The sequence below is a fragment of the Rhizobium sp. SEMIA 4085 genome, assembly GCF_013004495.1.
Lineage (GTDB): Bacteria > Pseudomonadota > Alphaproteobacteria > Rhizobiales > Rhizobiaceae > Rhizobium > Rhizobium gallicum.
The window spans coordinates 1-18,852 of sequence record NZ_JABEPH010000080.1 but is presented as its reverse complement, the minus strand read 5'-3'; the positions used below and the strand labels follow the sequence as shown (position 1 = coordinate 18,852).

Here is an 18,852-nt window from a genome sequence, read left to right as displayed (position 1 = left end):
CGATCCTCTGTGAAGGCTTGGGACACGGGGGGCTGTTGGGCCGCGCCTGCAAGGATATCCGCCGCGTGTATGCCGCACCGGGTGTTGGCATCGCAAAGCCGATCCGTCTTGTGGAGGCGCTTCCCGGCAGCAAGGGGGAGCCGGAAGCGAGGTTGCGCTGTCCGGCGGCTCTGGCGCTTGGCCGCTGGATGAAGGAGAGCGTCGTTCCAGCCGCTACCGCCGGCGCGAAGGAACAGGGCCGGATCACGGCGGTCAATCAGGCTTCGTCATACCTGTGTCGCCTGCGTAACGGCGCGGCGACAGGAAAGATTTCCGAACATGCCCGCGGCAACGCCATCGATATCGCAAGCTTCAGTTTCGAAAAGGGCGAAGACATTGCGGTGAAGCCGCGCCGGGAAGATCCCACCCTCACCGGCGCCTTCCAGCGCACAGTCAGCGCCTCCGGCTGCCTCTATTTTTCCACCGTGCTCGACCCCGAAAGCGATAGCGCGCATGAGACGCATTTCCACATGGACGTGCTGCAGCGCAAGGGAGGATTTCGTTATTGCCACTAACGAGCGTCGCTAGTGCTCCAATATCTGGAGCTGGTTGCCGAGCCGATCGCCGCTTCAGTTGTCCGCACGTCGCGTGCACACATACGGCTTCTTGACGCATGCAATCCTTGGCGTCGAGCATTCGGCCTTGCCGTCGACCATGGCGCAGATCGAGCACTGGTCGCTGAACTCCAGGCAGCCAGGGGTGTTCTTGATGAAATCCGCCATGCTCTGCTCCTCGGCAGACGGCGCATCGGCGGCCATTGGACCATTCGCTGCAGACAGCGAAAGGACCGCCACTGCGGTGAGAACAAAGCTTCGCAGAAAACTCAAAACAACCCCTCGATATAACCCTGCTCATTCAGGAATATCCGCTCGGCGGATGGCGATCTCGGTAACCCCGGCATTGTCATGATTTCGCCTGTGATGACGACGACGAACCCGGCGCCTGCCGAAAGCCGAACTTCGCGCACCGGCACGATATGGCCCTCGGGCGCACCGCGAAGGTTCGGATCTGTCGAAAAGGAATACTGCGTCTTCGCCATGCAGACAGGCAGGTTGCCGTAGCCTTGCTCCTCCCAGACGATGAGCTGATCGCGAACCGCCTTGTCCGCCGTCACCTCGCCGGCGTGATAGATCTTCGAAGCAACGATTTCGATCTTTTCGAACAGCGGCACGCTGTCGGCATAAAGCGGCTCGAATCTCGCCTGGCCGGATTCCGCCAGTTCCACTACTTTGTAGGCGAGATCCTCGATGCCAGCCGAGCCTTCCGCCCAGTGGCGGCAGAGGATCGCTTCGGCGCCGTGGCGAGCAACGTATTCCTGGACGGCGGCGATTTCCTTATCCGTGTCCGAAACGAAATGGTTGATCGCGACCACCACCGGAACGCCGAATTTCCGCACATTCGCGAGATGCCGCCCGAGGTTCGAACAACCCTTGACGAGTGCCATGACGTTTTCTGCTGCCAGATCCTCCTTCTTCACGCCGCCGTTCATCTTCAGCGCGCGCACCGTGGCAACGATCACCGCCGCATCGGGCTTCAGCCCAGCCTTGCGGCACTTGATGTCGAAGAATTTCTCTGCGCCAAGATCGGCCCCGAACCCCGCCTCGGTCACGACATAATCGCCGAGCTTCAGCGCCGTCTTCGTCGCAATCACCGAGTTGCAGCCATGGGCGATATTCGCGAACGGTCCGCCGTGGACGAAAGCCGGATTGTTCTCCAGCGTCTGGACAAGGTTTGGTTGCATCGCGTCTTTCAGGAGCACCGCCATTGCACCGTCCGCCTTCATATCGCGTGCATAGACTGGCGTCTTGTCGCGTCGATAGCCGATGATGACGTTGCCGAGGCGGGCTTCCAGATCCTTGAGGTCCGTCGCCAGGCAGAGGATCGCCATGACTTCCGAAGCGACGGTGATGTCGAAGCCGTTCTGGCGCGGAAAACCGTTGGCAACGCCGCCAAGCGAAGACACCATTTCGCGCAGCGCCCGGTCGTTCATGTCCATCACGCGGCGCCAGGTCACGCGGCGCAGGTCGATGTCCAGCTCGTTTCCCCAGTAGATATGGTTGTCGATCATCGCGGCGAGCAGGTTGTGCGCGGCGGTGACCGCATGGAAATCGCCGGTGAAATGCAGGTTGATGTCTTCCATTGGGATGACCTGCGCATAGCCGCCGCCGGCAGCACCACCCTTGACGCCGAAGCATGGCCCGAGTGACGCTTCGCGGATGCAGACTATGGCTTTCTTGCCGATCCGGTTGAGGCCGTCGCCGAGGCCGACGGTGGTCGTCGTCTTGCCCTCGCCCGCCGGTGTCGGGTTGATGGCGGTGACAAGAATCAGCCTGCCGTCCTTCTTCCCCGCCTGCGCGGCGATGAACTCCGCGCGGACCTTGGCTTTGTCGTGACCATAAGGCGCGAGATATTCTGCCGGGATGCCGAGCGTCGCGCCGATCTCGAAAATAGGCTTCTTCTTTGCCGCACGCGCAATTTCGATGTCGGATTTGATGGCCACGCTGGTCTCCCCGGGAGCTTATGCTTCTGCCCCGGAACATGCCGCGATCCCCGCGCCGGAAACAAGACCCCGGACGCCGCTTTTTCACTGCCTCCACCACAATCGCAAGTCCTTCATGGACGCTACTTTAGAGAGCGATTCTTCTTGAAGTTTACATTAAAGTTGCGGATGCTTCCCAAAGGCAAAACGGGCAAGGGTCGTGAGTCTCGTCATCTGCTGCGATGGCACCTGGAACACACCGAATGCGACGGAAAAGGCATTCCGGGCCCAAACAACACTTATGCAGCAATAGAAGAAGCAAGGTCGGCCGGACTGCTACCTGCATAATATTAAATACAACCACAGAGCGTGGCGCTGTGGTTAATTTTTAACAGTATGATTTAATCCGCGTATCCCAAGTCAATTAGGGCTAGCGTGACCGCCAATAAGCGTATTTGATAGCTTAAACATGAAAGGCAAGGCGGGGCGCATTATGTCTTACATGACTACCTCCGAAAGGCAGTCACTTTTATCGGCAGAATTGGCATCGGCGCGAACGCGCGCTCTTTTTGTCCAGGCCTTGCACAGGATTGCAGATGCTTTCGGGTTTGCCCATTATACGCTGATGAATAAGCCGTCCGCGCAAGACCTTTTCCTCAAACCGCTAGTAATCGAAACCTCGCTGACGGGCACGTATCTCAGAGAATTCGACCGCGCTCATACATTGCGCGCTTTTCCTTTTTCGACAGTGCTCGGAGAAACCGTCGCCCCGCAAAAATGGAATCTCTCTGACCCCCCAACCTCTGAGATGTTTCGTTGCGAACTTCGCAGCCTGATGCTCCAGCACAAAATGCCGGTCAGCGTCATCTTGCCCGTCAATGGGGCAGACGGCAAACGGCTGGTTTTCTGGTTCGCAGGCGACCGCGCACCGCTCAGCCAGAGCGAGATGAACGAACTCGCGGTGATGGTGCTTCACGCCTTCGACGCCTACAGCGCGGTCAAGCGCAACGAAGACAGCACCTATCACGCGCTTTCCGCCCGCGAGCTCGAAGTCGTTCGCTGGACCGCCCAGGGCAAGACATCCGTGGAAATCGGCCAGATCCTCGCCCTCTCCGATCATACCGTGAACGCCTACATGACGAACGCCATCAAAAAACTTGATTGTGTGAACCGCACACAGTTGGTTGCAAAGGCTATCCGATTGAAGCTCATATCCTGAGAAACGATAAGAGAATCAGCGCCGAAACCTCACATAGGGGGAGCGCGCCTCTTCGATTCGAGCAGCCGGAACTCCACAAGTAAGAGCGGTCGGGCGACCATATGGGCATCAGCGATACTGAAAGCGTTCGGCTTGTTTGCGCCCCCCGGCCCTTCGGTTACTGGGGCATGGACATCGAGACAGGACATTTCTCTGGCACTGAAGACGTCAATGCCATCTTCGACTGCCAGACACGCCCGGTGCTGAGAAATCTTGTCGACTTGCTTTCACGGCTCCGAAGAGGACCGCATCCTGATCGCGCAGACCTTCGAGCACGAGAGCCTGCACAAGGTTGGATTTTCACTATGCTACAGGGTCGATCACCGCGCGGCGGCTACAAGATGGCGAGATTGATCAGGCGAAATCGTCGGCGTCACCTACGAATTCGTCGAACCGCTTCGCATTGCGCAGATCGAAGACAATTCGCCTCGGCCCTGACGATCAGCGGTCGAGGACGGAACGCATCTCCACGAGGTTAGACCGGACCCTTAGGATGTAGAAGCCCATTGTCGCCAGATGGCTCGGCATGATCCAGCCGTCCTCGCGGCCATTAGAAATGATCGCCGGCTGGATGCGCAGGGCCGCTTGAAACTGCTTTGTCGTGCCACTCCAGATCGCGCCAAGATTACGCTCGGCCACGACCTGCGAAAAATCCGACTGTGCTGCCGAAAGGATGGCGTAGTAGGCATAGAGCTGCCCGTAGGCGAACCAGAAACGGTCATCAGCACGCGTGTCGAACCAGCCGCGATTGTGATTTTCCGAGCGCTCCGCCAGCATGTCGGACGTGCCGCCGAGATCGTTCGCAATGCGGTCGATGAACTGGATGAGGTTGTCGGCACGGCCGTCAAAAACAGCGTTGCAGCTGGCAAGGTCGGCATTGAACTTGCGCAGGCTGCCGATGGCCGAACGATAGTAGCTCGGCGTCGGCGTCTTCGGCCCGAACGGATTGAGCCCGAAATACCAACTGTATTCGTCGAATTGCAGATTGCCGCGGGCGTTTTGAAGATCGTTGTTGATGCCGGAGGTGCCGCGCACGCGCCCCAGCGTATCGACAAGCTCGGCCGATGTCCGCCTCGCCGCCTGATTGACTCCGCGCTGGAAGGACGCCTTGTTGTCGAGGAACGGCGTATGATCCCAGTCGATGCCGAAAAGTCCGAGCCGGTAGAGCAGCATGGACGATATCCATGCGTTCTGGTTGACGTTGAAGTCGGTCAGATCGGCAGCGACATCGACGATTGCAGAACGCTGGCAGGTCTTGGCCCCAGGTGCTGCACCGCCGGCAACCGGCAGTTCCTGGCCGGCCGGAACCTTGCGCTCCGAAAGACGGTACTGGTCGACGAAGGACGGATTGAAATTAGACCAGACCTGCGTCTGCCAGAAGAAGTACGCGTAAAGGACGGCAAGCAGCGCCGCGAGCGCAATGATGGGAATTCGGATCATCCACGTCCGGCGCTGGTACCAGCCATGAGCGGCAAGGAAGGGCCAGAACGCCCAGGCGGCAAGAAGGCTGACCCAGCGGGTAATCGTGCGGCCGATCAGCCTGAAGAAACCGGCGATCCGGTCGAGCATGCCCTTCTCCTAGCAGAACGTCAGAAATTTCTGCTTTCACATATGTGTTTGCTCGATCGAGCACAACATGAAGGAGAGATTTTTAACGGATCGCGCAGGCGAGAAAGAGCAAGGATCGCGATTATCGCCTTTAAGACGTCATCAAGAGCGCAGGAAGCGCAGTCTGAACCTCGATGGCTTTTGCGTCAGGTCGATGATCGGGGCATCGGCCGCGTCGTGGCTTTCGGCAAAAGCTGCGAACTTCCGGGCAAAGGCCGCATCTGCTGCCGCCTTGCGCGGTCCGATCTCCTGCGGAACAAGCATGCCTTTTTCGAAGAGCGAGATCGGCCCGGCGATATGCGGAAACAGCTCTTGCGTTATCTTCCGTTTCGAACCCGGCGCGTCGGCATCCACCTGCGCCTGATAGATGATCAGCCGCTCTTCCGTATCGATCGAAAGCTTGCGGGCCAAGGCGTTGCAAAGACCGATCTGGCTGTTCAACCCGTCGACAAGCGCCTGGAACATTATAATGAAGCGTTCGCGGCGCTGGCTTTCGTGACGCATCGTCTGCTCTTCTTCGGCGATCTTTTCGGCCTGCGCCTTGAGCGCGCGCCGCTCCTCCTCCATTCGCTCCCATTCGGTCTTGCCGCCGTAAAGGCCGATGCGCCCCTGTGTCGTCAGTGCCTTTGCGTTCAGCTCCTTCATGCGCAGCCGTGCAATATCGATGGCATCCACAAGGCGCCGGCGCTGTTCGACAATCGTGACAACGCCGCGCTCAGCCGCCTTGTGGCAGGCAAGCGCGAATTCGCGGTGGCTGCCGACCAATCCGGCAACAGTGTTCGATTTCGACAGCAGGTCGAGCAGCCGCTCGATCACGGGGGCCGCGCGCACGCGCTGACTGTGGAGGTGCCACATGCGTTGCCTCGAAAACCAGCCGGTCAGCTTCTCGCGCGCGGTCAGGCCGCGGAAGCCATCCAGATCCGCCGAAACCTCCGCCGTCAGGCGGTCGAGGCCGGCTACCATTTCGCCAAGCAGCCCATCGAACTCCAGGCGCGCTGTGGCAAAAGCCTGGAACCGGTCGCGCTGCGCCAGAAACGCCTCGTCGTCAGATTGCGCTGCGTTGCGCGCAAAGTCCTCGATGAAGGCAGCGCACGCGGCTGCGTCGGCGCGAATGGTTGAGACAAGCGCATCGGCTGCTTCAAATAGACTGTCGAACGAGGGAGCTTTGCGCACCGGCTTCTCCAGAGAATCTCCGAGCCTAACCTAGCCGCTCGGGGGCCGAAGCTCAAACCGCCTCGGCGCGCCATTCGCCATTCATTGCATCGTCCCAATGCCTGCGGCAGAGCGATACATATTTCTCGTTGCCGCCGACTTCGATCTGCGCGCCCTCGCGCGCAACCTCGCCGTCAGCACCGAGCCGCACGACCATTGTCGCCTTGCGGCCGCAATGGCAGATGGTGCGCACCTCGCGCATCTCGTCTGCAATCGCCAGCAGTTCCTCGGAAGCGGGAAACAGCTTGCCCTGGAAGTCGGTGCGAAGCCCGTAGACCATGACCGGTATGTTCAGCCGATCTACCACGCGGGCGAGTTGCCAGACATGCTCGCGCGTCATGAAATTCGCTTCGTCGACGAAGATGCATGCGATCGGGCCGCCCTCGCCGCTCAGTTCCTTGATGAGTCCGAAAAGATCGGTCTGCCCCTCGAAAGCGATCGCGCTCGCTTCCAGCCCGATGCGCGAACCGATGATACCCTTGCCGGTGCGCTCGTCGAAGGCTGCGATCAAAAGCACGGTGCGCATGCCGCGTTCCTGGTAATTATAGGACGCCTGCAGCAGCATGGTCGATTTGCCGGCGTTCATGGTAGAGTAGTTGAAATAGAGTTTTGCCATCGTTTTCTCCGCATTTTGCTTCTTGAAAGCTCGAATCGGCAAAGAAAAGACCGCAGATTCGATAATCACAGGAAATCCGGAGGAAAAAATCGTAAAATGCCCGGGAAACCGGCCGTGTCATGAAAAATGCGACACGTCGCATTCGGGGTAGCCAATGCGGCGCAAACACACTGAGGTCGCTTGTAAATGTCGGCTATTGATGCTTGGCTTGGGAACCAAAGACTGGGAGTCTAAAATGAAAACAACAAGCGCATTCAAACTGACCACCGCCGCTGCAGTTGCCGCACTTTCCATCGCAACCGCATCATTTGCCGCAGAACCCGAAAGTTGCTCGACCGTCCGTTTCTCGGACGTGGGCTGGACGGACATTACCGCAACCACCGCCGCCGCCGCGGTCGTTCTGAAGAGCCTCGGCTACGAGCCGGACGTCAAGGTCCTCTCTGTACCGGTCACCTATCAGTCGCTGAAGAACAAGGACATCGATGTGTTCCTCGGCAACTGGATGCCGGCACAACAGAAGGACGTCCAACCTTATCTCGATGACAAGTCGGTTGAATCCATCGGAGCCAATCTCGAAGGTGCCAAGTATACGCTTGCCACCAACGCCAAGGGCGCCGAACTGGGCATCAAGGACTTCAGCGACATCGGCAAGCACAAGGACGCCCTTGACGGCAAGATCTACGGGATCGAACCGGGCAACGACGGCAACCGCCTTGTCATGACCCTGATCGAGAAGAACGAGATGGGAATGGGCGGACTGGAAGTCGTCGAGTCCTCCGAACAGGGTATGCTGGCGCAGGTTGCCCGTGCCGAAAAGGACGGTAAGCCGGTCGTATTCCTCGGATGGGCACCTCATCCGATGAACGAGAACTTCAAGATGACCTACCTCACGGGTGGCGACTCCACCTTCGGCCCCAACTTCGGCGGCGCAACGGTCTACACCAACACCCGCGCAGGCTTCGTCACCGAATGCCCGAACGTCGGCAAGTTCGTGTCCAACTTGAAGTTTAGCTTGGAGATGGAAAACCAGATCATGGGCAAGATCCTCAATGATGGCGAGGATCCGCAGGACGCGGCAACCGAATGGCTGAAGGCAAATCCGACGGCAGTCGAGCCATGGCTCGCCGGCGTCACGACCAAGGATGGCAAGGACGCCGCCGCGGCCGTCAAGTCCGGCCTCGGCCTCTGAACCTGACGAAAGGGGCGGCCCACGCACCGCCCCTTTTTGTTTCATCCTGATCTCTGCTCTTTCGGATAGGCGCGCTCCTTGAACTGGATCACCGATTACAAAATCCCTATTGGCCCCGTCGCCAAATCCACCGTCGACTGGCTGACGTCGAGCGGTGAATGGTTTTTCGACAGGCTAGCCTTCGCTCTCTCGCACGTGATCGGCGCATTGCTCTTCATCCTGCAGGCGCCACATCCGCTGATCGTGCTCCTCGCCATCACGGCGATTGCCTATTGGCTCCGTCGCTCGATCGGCGTTGCGGTCTTCACCTTGCTCGGTTTGCTGCTGATCATGAACCAAGGCTACTGGAAGGAGACGACGGAAACGCTGGCGCTCGTTCTCGCCTCCACATTCGTCAGCATGGCGATTGGCATTCCGCTCGGCATTGCCGGGGCAAGACGCGCCTGGGTCTTCTCCATCATGCGTCCCGTGCTCGACCTGATGCAGACGATCCCAACATTCGTCTACCTGATCCCCGCACTCATACTCTTCGGCCTCGGCATGGTGCCAGGCCTGATCGCAACGGTGATCTTTGCCATCCCTGCGCCAATCCGTCTGACCCGCCTCGGCATCATCTCGACACCGCCCTCCCTCGTCGAGGCAGCCGAGTCATTCGGCGCAACCCCGACGCAGGTGCTGCGCAAGGTCGAGCTGCCCTTCGCGATGCCGCAGATCATGGCCGGCCTCACGCAGACGATCATGCTGTCGCTATCGATGGTGGTCATTGCTGCGCTCGTCGGCGCCGATGGCCTTGGAAAGCCCGTCGTTCGCGCACTGAACACGGTGAATGTCTCCATGGGCTTCCAGGCCGGTCTCTGTATCGTCATCTTGGCGATCATTCTCGACCGCATGTTCCGCACGGCTGGCGAAGGAGACGGCGCATGACCTCGGTCCGCTTCGACAATGTCAGCATCATCTTCGGCGACAAGCCGCAAACGGCCCTCTCTCTCGTCGATCAGGGAAAGACCCGCGACGAAATCGGCGCCGCAACCGGTCTCGTTCTCGGCGTCGCCGATGCTTCGCTCACGATCGAGGAAGGCGAAATCCTCGTGCTTATGGGCCTTTCCGGCTCAGGCAAATCGACGCTGCTGCGCGCCGTCAACGGCCTCGCTCCCGTCGTGCGCGGCAAGGTTTCAGTTTCCTCGGCAACCGGGCCGGTAGATCCCTATGCATGCAGCCCGAAGGCGCTGCGCGACCTGCGGATGCACACCGTCTCCATGGTGTTTCAGCAGTTCGCATTGCTGCCCTGGCGTACGGTTGCGGAGAACGTCGGCTTCGGCCTCGAACTTGCCCGCATGCCGGACGCCGAGCGCAAGAAACGGGTCGAGGAGCAGCTTGAACTCGTCAACCTGACGAAGTGGGCGGACCGCAAGGTCAACGAGCTCTCCGGCGGCATGCAGCAGCGTGTCGGCCTCGCCCGCGCCTTTGCGACCGGCGCGCCGATCCTGCTCATGGACGAGCCGGTCGCCGCGCTCGACCCGCTGATCCGCCCCCGCCTGCAGGACGAGCTTCTCGAATTCCAGCGGCGCTTGAAGAAGACGATCCTCTTCGTCAGCCACGATCTCGACGAGGCCTTCCGCATCGGCAACCGCATCGCCATCATGGAGGGCGGGCGCATCATCCAGTGCGGCACGCCGCAGGATATCGTCAAAAATCCTGCCGATCAGTATGTCGCCGATTTCGTCCAGCACATGAACCCGATCAGCATGCTGACGGCGCAGGATGTGATGCAACCGGGCCTTGGCCATGCGGCGGGGGCGAGCGTCAGCGCCACGGCGCGCGCCCAAACGCCGCTCGTCGATATTCTCGACGCGCTCGCCCGCCAGCCAGGCAGCATCGGGGTCGTCGAGACCTGCGCCATCATCGGCACGATTTCGGCTCAGGATGTCGTTGCCGGCCTGACCCAGCACCGGCGCAAAGAACAGGCTTGATCCTGACGTCTGCTTCCGTCAAGAAAGTGGACATGAAAGATCAGGCTTCCGTACTCAGGGAAACGGACGAAGAAGCGCGCAAGCTCGCGCGCGTTCTTTTGCGTTCCGCCCGCTATGGTGCTCTTGCCGTGCTCGACCCCGCGACCGGCTTTCCGTTTGCGAGCCGCGTTCTGCTCGGCACTGATATCGACGGCGTGCCTGTCATCCTCGTTTCGGCGCTGTCGACGCATACTAAGGCGCTGGAGGGCGACCCGCGCGCGTCCGTCTTGACTGGCGAGCCCGGCAGGGGCGATCCCCTTGCGCATCCGCGGCTCACCACCCAATGCATTGCCGAACCGGTCGAGCTGAGAAGCGCCGTTCACCAGCGCATCCGCACCCGTTTCCTCGACCGGCATGCGAAGGCGAAGATCTATATCGACTTCCCGGACTTCCGCTTCTTCCGTCTCGTTCCGCAATCGGCCAGCCTCAATGGCGGCTTCGGCCGCGCCTATCTTCTGGAAGGGGCCGACCTCATGATTCTCTCGCCCGCGAACGAGGCCGTTGCCGCGCAGGCAGCGCAGGCAGTGCGAGATTTAGTAGAGGAGCATGCCGACCTGTCCGCAGCGCTTGCGAAGCTTTTTAAGGCACCGGGGGATGCGGGATGGCGCATATGTGGAGTGGATTGCGCAGGGTTCGACGCTATTTCCGGTGATTTGCTCAACCGTTGCGAATTTGAGTCACCCATCGAGAATGCGACGGACATTAAGTCACACATATCTAAAATAGCATACTCGCTACGTGAAATTTAGGTATATACAATCTTCCGGACCAGTTGCTACGTTTTAAACGTCCGCCAACCCCGTCTAACGCCCTGTGCCTATACGGATACATAATTCGCTTAGGAAGATTGGAAATATGAAAACCACTGACCTTTCAGACCACTCTAACGTGGCGGCCGCCCTTTTATCAGCGATGGCAAACCCCAAGCGCCTCCTGATTCTCTGCAGTCTCGTCAAAGGCGAGGTACCTGTCGGCGTCCTTGCGACCCAGGTTGGCCTCAGCCAGTCCGCGCTTTCGCAGCACCTGTCAAAGCTGCGGGCCCAGAAGCTGGTAAAGACCCGCCGTGACGCGCAGACCATCTATTACTCGAGCAATTCGGAACCGGTGATGAAGATCCTGGCAACGCTCGAGGACATTTATGCAGTCCAGGGCCGCAGCAGATCTGCAGCATAATAACGCAGACATTACGTTTGCCAAAAAGCCGTGCTGCCGAGGGATGTTTCCGGAATGGCACGGTGAGCAGTATTTCAGCACGATATTATAACTTTGGCCGGCAAATCTCTCGATTTGCCGGTTTTGTTATTTGCGGCAAAGCTGCGGCATTCCATATGCCAATGGCCGGAACGCGCCATCGATGGCATCCATGGCTTGACGCCCCAAGATGCGCTGATAATTTGACCGGACAGTAAAAATATGGGCGCAAAGCCCCCGGGGGCCCGCGACGGCCAGGAGAACAGAATGTCCAATCGCCTCAACGCACCGAACGATCTTCGCGCCTTCTGGATGCCCTTTACGGCAAACCGGCAGTTCAAGAAGGAGCCGCGCATGTTCGTCGGCGCCAAGGACATGTACTACACGACCCATGACGGCCGTCAGGTGCTTGACGGCACCGCCGGTCTCTGGTGCGTCAACGCCGGCCACTGCCGGCCGAAGATCACCGAAGCGATCCGCGAGCAGGCCGGCGAGCTCGATTATGCCCCAGCCTTCCAGCTCGGCCACCCGAAGGCCTTCGAGCTTGCGAACCGTCTCGTCGATATCGCGCCGGAAGGCATGGACCACGTCCTCTACACCAACTCCGGATCGGAATCGGTGGAGACGGCGCTCAAGGTGGCGCTGGCCTACCATCGGGTGAAGGGCAACGGCTCCCGCTTCCGCCTGATCGGACGCGAACGCGGTTATCACGGCGTCAATTTCGGCGGCATCTCGGTCGGCGGCATCGTCTCCAACCGCAAGATGTTCGGCACGCTTCTGGCCGGCGTCGACCACATGCCGCATACGCATCAGCCGGGCAAGAACACCTTCACCCGCGGCGAGCCGGAACATGGCGGCGACATTGCAACCGAGCTCGAGCGCATCGTCACGCTGCATGACGCTTCCACGATCGCCGCTGTCATCGTCGAGCCGGTCGCAGGTTCCACGGGCGTTCTCATTCCTCCGAAGGGCTACCTGCAGAAGCTCCGCGAAATCTGCACCAAGCACGGCATCCTTTTGATCTTCGACGAAGTCATCACCGGCTTCGGCCGCCTCGGCGCCCCCTTTGCCGCGCAGTACTACGATGTGAAGCCCGATATCATCACCACCGCCAAGGGCCTCACCAACGGCGTCATCCCGATGGGCGCCGTCTTTGTCACCTCCGAGATTCATGACGCCTTCATGAACGGCCCGGAGCACATGATCGAGTTCTTCCACGGCTACACCTATTCGGGCAACCCGATCGCCGCCGCCGCCGCGCTTGCCACCCTCGACACCTACAAGGAAGAAGGCCTGCTCACCCGCGCTGGCGAACTCTCGGATTACTGGGCCGACGCCCTTCACTCGCTGAAGGACTGCCCGAACGTCATCGACATTCGCAACACCGGTCTAATCGGCGCGATCGAACTCGACCCCATCGCCGGCGAACCCACCAAACGCGCCTTCACCGCCTTCCTGAGGGCCTATGAGAACGGCTTGCTGATCCGCACCACAGGCGACATCATCGCCCTTTCCCCGCCGCTCATCATCGAAAGGAAGCACATCGACGAGCTCTTCGGCAAATTGCGCGGAATTTTGCAAAACAACATTTGAGACCGGCGCAAGCGCGCGCTCGAAGGCGGCGACCTCGATCGCGTTGCGGGTCGCCGCCCGCACACAATCCCGGCAGGAAAGACGAGTTCATTTCCAGCCGGAGGTTTCCATGCTCAAGTTCATGCTTTTTATCGCCTTGCTCGTCTCATGCTCAGCCCAGTCGGCATTCGCCGCGGTCGGGTTCCGCGAGATGACCTTGCCGGACAAACAGGGCCGCCCCATGCATGTCGGCATCTGGTATCCCACGGATACCGACCGGCAGCCGGTGATGCTCGGCGACACGCCCGCCTTCAGGGGCCAGCCTGTCGTCAAGGATGCCGAAGCCGTAACCGGCCCTCACCCGCTGGTGCTTCTTTCACACGGCTATGGCGGCAGTTGGCGCAACCTCGCCTGGCTCGCGAGCGAACTTGTCCGCAAAGGCTATGTCGTCGCAGTACCCGACCATCCCGGCACTACCACCTTCGATATGCGGCCACCTCAAGCCGTATTACTCTGGAAGCGCCCGCGCGATCTCAGCCGCGTTATCGACGCGTTGCTTTCCCGTCGCGAGCTTACCGGCGGCATTGCGAGCGACCGCATCGCTGCCATCGGTCATTCGCTCGGCGGATGGACGGTCATCGAACTTGCCGGCGGTCGCTTCGATGCCAAAGATGTAATGAAGAATTGCGTGACACAGTTCGGCTCTCTCTATTGCAAGATATTCAAGGCGTTGGGCATCGGGCGGGACGCAGCCTCCACTTTAGCGATGGGTGCCGATCTCAGCGATCGACGGATCCGCGCGGTCGTCACGCTTGACCTCGGCCCAGGACGCGGCTTTACGCCCCAAAGCCTCGCGTCCGTCCGCGTGCCGGCGCTCGTGTTTGGAGCGGCCGAGGATGTCGACAAGGAGACTGCCGCCAAGTTAGATATCGCCGCCACCAACAGGGACTCTGCCTATTTGGCCCAGTATCTGCCTTCTGCCACGACCTCCTATGCTCTCGTCCCCGGCTCCTTGCATTTCAGTTTTATGCAGCCTTGCAAACCGGGAGCGGCAGCGCTGATTGAGGAGGAAGCTTCGGGCGAAAGCATCGTCTGCAAGGATGGTCAGGGTGTTGATCGAAACGCCATTCATCAACAAGTTGCCGCTATGATCGTCGCCTTCCTGCAAAGAGCCCTTCCAACGAGATAGACCCTGAAAACTTAAAAAAATCGCGATCGCCGCCTGTTCCTTTCCGGATTTGCCGAAGACGGGCCCCGCTTTGTTATCTCCTTGCGTAATCGCAGCAAAATTCATAGAAAATTGATCTGTGCCTTCCGAAGCCAAAAGTGGCCGGAAGGCGCGTTGACCGCACCGTAGCCGTCGTCTTTTGGCGCATCCCTTTGGGGTGTTGAACGAACGGATTTCGTTGTCGCGGCAGTCATCGCGGGCCAGAAGGCCCCACCCAAGGAGAACGAAAATGAGTCTGAAGACTTTGACTGGCGCGACCCTTGTCGCATCGCTGGCCTTTGCGCCATTTGCCTATGCCGACATCACCATCGGCCTGATCGCACCGCTGACCGGGCCTGTTGCCGCCTATGGCGACCAGGTAAAGAACGGCGCGCAGACCGCCGTTGACGAGATCAACAAGAAAGGCGGCATCCTCGGCCAAAAGGTTGTTTTGAAGACTGCAGACGACGCGGGCGAGCCGAAGCAGGGCGTTTCCGCCGCAAACCAGCTCGTCGGCGAAGGCATCCGCTTCGTCGTCGGTCCGGTCACCTCCGGCGTCGCCATCCCCGCTTCCGACGTGCTTGCCGAAAACGGCATCCTGATGGTGACCCCGACGGCGACAGCACCGGACCTCACCAAGCGCGGCCTCACCAATGTGCTGCGCACCTGCGGCCGCGACGACCAGCAGGCCGAAGTCGCCGGCAAATACGTGCTCAAGAACTTCAAGGACAAGCGCGTCGCCATCGTCAACGACAAGGGCGCCTATGGCAAGGGCCTTGCCGACGCCTTTAAGGCAACGCTCAATGCCGGCGGTGTCACAGAGGTCATCAATGATGCGATCACTCCCGGCGACAAGGATTTCAGCGCGCTCACCACCCGTCTCAAAGCCGAAAATGTCGACGTGATCTACTTCGGCGGCTACCACCCGGAAGGCGGCCTGCTTGCCCGTCAGCTCGCCGACCTTTCCGTCAAGGCAACGATCATCGGCGGTGACGGCCTCTCGAATAGCGAATTCTGGAATATCGGCACGCAAGCAGCTGCAGGCACCGTCTTCACCAATGCATCCGATGCGACGAAGAGCGCTGACTCCAAGGCAGCCTCCGACGCGCTTGCCGCCAAGAACATCCCGGCCGAAGCCTTCACGCTGAATGCTTTCGCGGCCGTCGAAGTCCTCAAGGCCGGCATTGAGAAGGCTGGCAGCGCCGAAGATTCCGAAGCTGTCGCCGCCGCCCTCAAGAGCGGCGAACCGATCGCAACCGCGATCGGCAAGCTCACCTATGGCGAAACCGGCGATCTCACCTCGCAGAGTTTTGCGCTCTACAAGTGGGAAGGCGGCAAGATCGTCGCCGCCGAATAAGGCCTGTCATTGACCGGGCGTCGTATCGGCGCCCGGTTTTCATTTGTGGAGCAGTCTCGCTTATAGCGCATTGTCCGGCACTTCAGTTATAACGGACGGATAGCAGAAACGAGGATGCCCATGACCAGCAAGCTCGAACGCCTCATCGACCAGGGCACAGGCCGCCTGCCGGCCGATATCGTCTTGAAAGGCGGACGTTTCTTCGATCTCGTGACCGGCGAGCTGGTCGAATCCGACATCGCCATCGGCGGCGATCGCATCGTCGGGACCTGCGGCACATATGAGGGAGAAACCGAGATCGCCATCTCCGGCAAGATCGTCGTTCCAGGTTTCATCGACACGCATCTCCACATCGAATCCTCGCTTGTCACACCGCATGAATTCGACCGCTGCGTTCTGCCCTATGGCGTCACCACCGCCATCTGCGATCCGCACGAGATTGCCAATGTGCTCGGCACCGACGGCATCCAGTTCTTCCTCGATTCGGCGCTCGAAACGATCATGGACATCCGCGTCCAGCTCTCCTCCTGCGTGCCCGCCACACATCTTGAGACATCCGGGGCGGATCTGCCGATCGAGAGGCTCCTGCCCTTCCGCGATCATCCCAAGGTCATCGGCCTTGCGGAATTCATGAATTTCCCAGGCGTGATCCACAAGGACCCGGTCTGCATGGAAAAGCTCGAAGCATTCCAGGGCAGCCATATCGACGGCCACGCGCCATTGCTGCGCGGGATAAACCTCAACGGCTACCTCGCGGCCGGAATCCGCACCGATCATGAATGCACGACCGCAGCAGAGGCCCTCGAAAAGATCAGCAAGGGCATGCAGATCCTCGTCCGCGAAGGTTCGGTCTCGAAGGACCTGAAGGCCTTGATGCCGATCATCACCGAGCGTCTATCGCCCTATCTCGCGCTCTGCACCGACGACCGCAACCCGCTCGACATCGCCGAGCAGGGTCATCTCGACTACATGATCCGCACCGCGATCGCGAGTGGTGTCGAGCCGCTTGCGATCTACCGCGCCGCCTCGATCTCCGCCGCCCGCGCCTTCGGATTGATGGATCGGGGGCTCATCGCGCCTGGCTGGCGCGCCGATCTCGCCGTCATCGATAGCCTGGAGCGCTGCAAAGCCGAGATCGTCATTTCCGGCGGCCGCCGCGTCAGCGATGAACTCTTCGCCACCCGCAAGCCGGTCGCGCCAGTGGGTCTCGACAGCGTGAAGGCGCGACCCGTCAACGCTGCTCATTTCGGCGTCCCGGCCACCGAAGGCGAGACGCCGGTCATCGGCGTCACCCCCGGCAAGATCATCACCGAATTTCGCCGGCACCGCCTTCCGGCAAAGGGAAACCAGACGGGCATCGACCTCGAAAACGACATCATCAAGGTCGCCGTCATCGAGCGTCACGGCAAGAACGGCAACCACGCCAACGGCTTCGTCCAGGGCTTTGGCTTAAAGAAAGGAGCGATCGCCTCCACCGTCGGCCATGACAGCCACAACATCTGTGTCGTCGGCGTCAGCGAGGAGGATATGGCGTGCGCGGCCAACCGCCTCGGCGAAATCAAAGGCGGCTTCGTGGTCGTCGAGGACGGCAAGGTGACCGGCGAAATCGCCCTCCCCGTCGCCGGCCTGATGAGCCTCGAACCTTACGAAAAGGTCCGCGACACCCTCCACCATCTGCGAAAGGCAGCTTACGCACTCGGCGCCACGCTGGAAGAGCCCTTCCTTCAGCTCGCCTTCCTGCCGCTGCCCGTGATCCCGCACCTGAAGATTTCGGACCGGGGCATGGTGGACGTGGATCGGTTTGTCCTGATCGGGTGAAAGCCTTTCGATAAGCCGTTGAAGTGATCCCTGCGACAGCCTGCGTCAAATCCGGCTACAAAGCGCGCTTAGCGCTTCAAGCTGAATCGATTCCCTGCCGGCCAATCCGCCAGAGCCCGGCATATCGACGTGCTCGCCAAGCGTCATTCCCACGGGCAATCTAAACTCCGCCGGCTTGCGGGTCAGGTTGAAGACGAAGAGTAGTTTCTCGCCATTTTTCTCGCGCGTGAATGCCAAGAGATCCTGATTTGTACCGATGAATTCCATATCGCCGTCAAGCAACGCTGGATGCCGCTTCCGGAATTCCAGCATCTGACGATAATGAGTGAATACCGAGTTTACGTCCTCTTCCTGCGTATCGACGGAAAGGGCTGCCTGCTCGTAGGGAACGGGCAGCCAGCTTTTCTCTGCCGAGGTAAAGCCTGCATGCGCCTTGCCGGCCTCCCAGGGCATCGGCGTGCGGCATCCGTCGCGGCCCTTGAAGGCGGGCCAGAAGCGGATGCCGTAAGGATCGCGCAGATCCTCGAAGGCAAGTTCCGCTTCGGCAAGTCCCAGCTCTTCGCCCTGATAAAGGCAGATCGAGCCGCGCAGCGCCGCCAGCACGGAAATTGCCAGCTTGGCGATGATTGACCGCTCCTCCTGAGCTTTTGCAAACCGGCTCACATGGCGCTTGACGTCATGGTTGGAGAAGGCCCAGCATACCCAGCCGTCGACAACCGTCTTTTGAAAGGTCTCGACGCAGTTGCGGATATGCGCGGCCGTGAAATCCGGTCCGAGCAGATCGAAGGTGTAGCACATGTGCAGCTTGTCGCCGCCGCTCGTATAGGCCGCGACGGTCTTCAGCGACCGCGCCCCGTCGCCGACCTCGCCGACCGTCGCTCGCCCTTCATATTGATTGAGCAGCGCCCGCAAGCGCTTCAGGAAATCGAGGTTTTCCGGCTGCGTCTTGTCGTGGAGATGGTTCTGCATGCCGTAGGGGTTGCTGTCCGGCGCATCGAGACCGCCGTCGCTCGTATCCGGCTCATGGGGCGGATTGTCGCGAAGCAGCTTATCGCAGAAGTAATAGTTGACCGTATCGAGCCGGAAGCCGTCGACGCCGCGGTCGAGCCAGAATTTCACGGTCTTCAGCACCGCATCCTGGACTTCCCTGTTGTGGAAGTTGAGGTCCGGCTGCGAGGTCAGGAAATTGTGCTGGTAATATTGGCGCCGCACGCCATCCCATTCCCAGCCCGGTCCGCCGAAGATCGAAAGCCAGTTGTTCGGCGCCGTGCCGTCGCGCTTCGGGTCGGCCCAGACG

17 protein-coding genes and 1 pseudogene are annotated in these 18,852 nt (G+C 60.1%); 12 read left to right on the top strand and 6 right to left on the bottom strand.

Annotation, left to right across the window (positions count from 1 at the left end):
* The coding region (locus tag C9413_RS10975) for an extensin family protein (RefSeq protein WP_170250447.1) at positions 1-554 on the top strand (554 nt) is incomplete at its 5' end.
* Positions 555-608: 54 nt separating this feature from the next.
* Here C9413_RS10975 and C9413_RS10970 read toward each other — a convergent pair.
* Positions 609-797: a hypothetical protein gene (locus C9413_RS10970; RefSeq protein ID WP_223843940.1), complete on the bottom strand. Its 189-nt coding sequence runs from the start codon at positions 795-797 to the stop codon at positions 609-611.
* A 65-nt stretch (positions 798-862) separates the two neighbouring features.
* Positions 863-2,539, bottom strand: coding sequence for a formate--tetrahydrofolate ligase (locus C9413_RS10965; RefSeq protein WP_039845516.1), 1,677 nt, complete (start codon positions 2,537-2,539; stop codon positions 863-865).
* A gap of 472 nt (positions 2,540-3,011) precedes the next feature.
* Here C9413_RS10965 and C9413_RS10960 point away from each other — a divergent pair, with 472 nt between their 5' ends.
* Together C9413_RS10960 and C9413_RS33230 are read left to right on the top strand one after the other, a co-directional pair.
* Positions 3,012-3,737, top strand: a complete 726-nt coding sequence (locus C9413_RS10960) for a LuxR C-terminal-related transcriptional regulator (protein ID WP_039846857.1) — start codon at positions 3,012-3,014, stop codon at positions 3,735-3,737.
* A gap of 101 nt (positions 3,738-3,838) precedes the next feature.
* Positions 3,839-4,214 (top strand): annotated as a pseudogene (locus C9413_RS33230) (diguanylate cyclase).
* Positions 4,215-4,217: 3 nt separating this feature from the next.
* On the opposite strand, the gene C9413_RS10955 reads toward C9413_RS33230, so the two are convergent.
* The 3 genes from C9413_RS10955 to C9413_RS10945 form a co-directional block, all read right to left on the bottom strand.
* Positions 4,218-5,345, bottom strand: coding sequence for a DUF2333 family protein (locus C9413_RS10955; protein ID WP_039845517.1), 1,128 nt, complete (start codon positions 5,343-5,345; stop codon positions 4,218-4,220).
* Positions 5,346-5,486: 141 nt separating this feature from the next.
* Positions 5,487-6,557, bottom strand: coding sequence for a hypothetical protein (locus C9413_RS10950; protein ID WP_039845518.1), 1,071 nt, complete (start codon positions 6,555-6,557; stop codon positions 5,487-5,489).
* Between the two features lie 52 nt (positions 6,558-6,609).
* Positions 6,610-7,212 carry a thymidine kinase gene (locus C9413_RS10945; protein WP_039846858.1) on the bottom strand — a complete coding sequence of 201 codons (603 nt, stop codon included), beginning with the start codon at positions 7,210-7,212 and terminating at the stop codon, positions 6,610-6,612.
* 235 nt (positions 7,213-7,447) lie between these two features.
* Between C9413_RS10945 and C9413_RS10940 the strand changes: the two genes are divergently transcribed.
* From C9413_RS10940 to ade, 9 genes are all read left to right on the top strand, one after another.
* Positions 7,448-8,401 carry a choline ABC transporter substrate-binding protein gene (locus C9413_RS10940; RefSeq protein ID WP_039845519.1) on the top strand — a complete coding sequence of 318 codons (954 nt, stop codon included), beginning with the start codon at positions 7,448-7,450 and terminating at the stop codon, positions 8,399-8,401.
* 78 nt (positions 8,402-8,479) lie between these two features.
* Entirely contained in the window at positions 8,480-9,325 is an 846-nt protein-coding gene (gene choW / locus C9413_RS10935; protein ID WP_022714157.1) for a choline ABC transporter permease subunit, read from the top strand.
* Positions 9,322-10,371 (top strand): choline ABC transporter ATP-binding protein, encoded by a 1,050-nt coding sequence (gene choV, locus C9413_RS10930; RefSeq protein WP_170250446.1) that lies wholly within the window; start codon positions 9,322-9,324, stop codon positions 10,369-10,371. Before choW ends, choV begins: the two co-directional genes overlap by 4 nt.
* Positions 10,372-10,403: 32 nt before the next feature.
* A complete protein-coding gene (locus C9413_RS10925; RefSeq protein WP_039846859.1) occupies positions 10,404-11,159 on the top strand; it encodes a pyridoxamine 5'-phosphate oxidase family protein in 756 nt (251 codons plus the stop codon).
* Positions 11,160-11,265: 106 nt separating this feature from the next.
* Positions 11,266-11,583 (top strand): metalloregulator ArsR/SmtB family transcription factor, encoded by a 318-nt coding sequence (locus C9413_RS10920; protein ID WP_039845521.1) that lies wholly within the window; start codon positions 11,266-11,268, stop codon positions 11,581-11,583.
* Between the two features lie 285 nt (positions 11,584-11,868).
* Positions 11,869-13,194, top strand: coding sequence for an aspartate aminotransferase family protein (locus C9413_RS10915; protein ID WP_039845522.1), 1,326 nt, complete (start codon positions 11,869-11,871; stop codon positions 13,192-13,194).
* Positions 13,195-13,303: 109 nt separating this feature from the next.
* Positions 13,304-14,362: an alpha/beta fold hydrolase gene (locus tag C9413_RS10910; protein WP_039845523.1), complete on the top strand. Its 1,059-nt coding sequence runs from the start codon at positions 13,304-13,306 to the stop codon at positions 14,360-14,362.
* Between the two features lie 268 nt (positions 14,363-14,630).
* The gene (locus C9413_RS10905) at positions 14,631-15,737 is read left to right on the top strand and encodes a branched-chain amino acid ABC transporter substrate-binding protein (RefSeq protein WP_039845524.1); all 1,107 of its coding nucleotides are present in this window, start codon (positions 14,631-14,633) and stop codon (positions 15,735-15,737) included.
* A 120-nt stretch (positions 15,738-15,857) separates the two neighbouring features.
* The gene (gene ade / locus C9413_RS10900; RefSeq protein ID WP_039846860.1) at positions 15,858-17,555 is read left to right on the top strand and encodes an adenine deaminase; all 1,698 of its coding nucleotides are present in this window, start codon (positions 15,858-15,860) and stop codon (positions 17,553-17,555) included.
* 45 nt (positions 17,556-17,600) lie between these two features.
* On the opposite strand, the gene C9413_RS10895 is transcribed toward ade, so the two are convergent.
* Positions 17,601-18,852, bottom strand: a 1,252-nt coding sequence (locus C9413_RS10895; protein ID WP_170250445.1) for an alpha-amylase family glycosyl hydrolase, incomplete at its 5' end; no start/stop codon positions are given.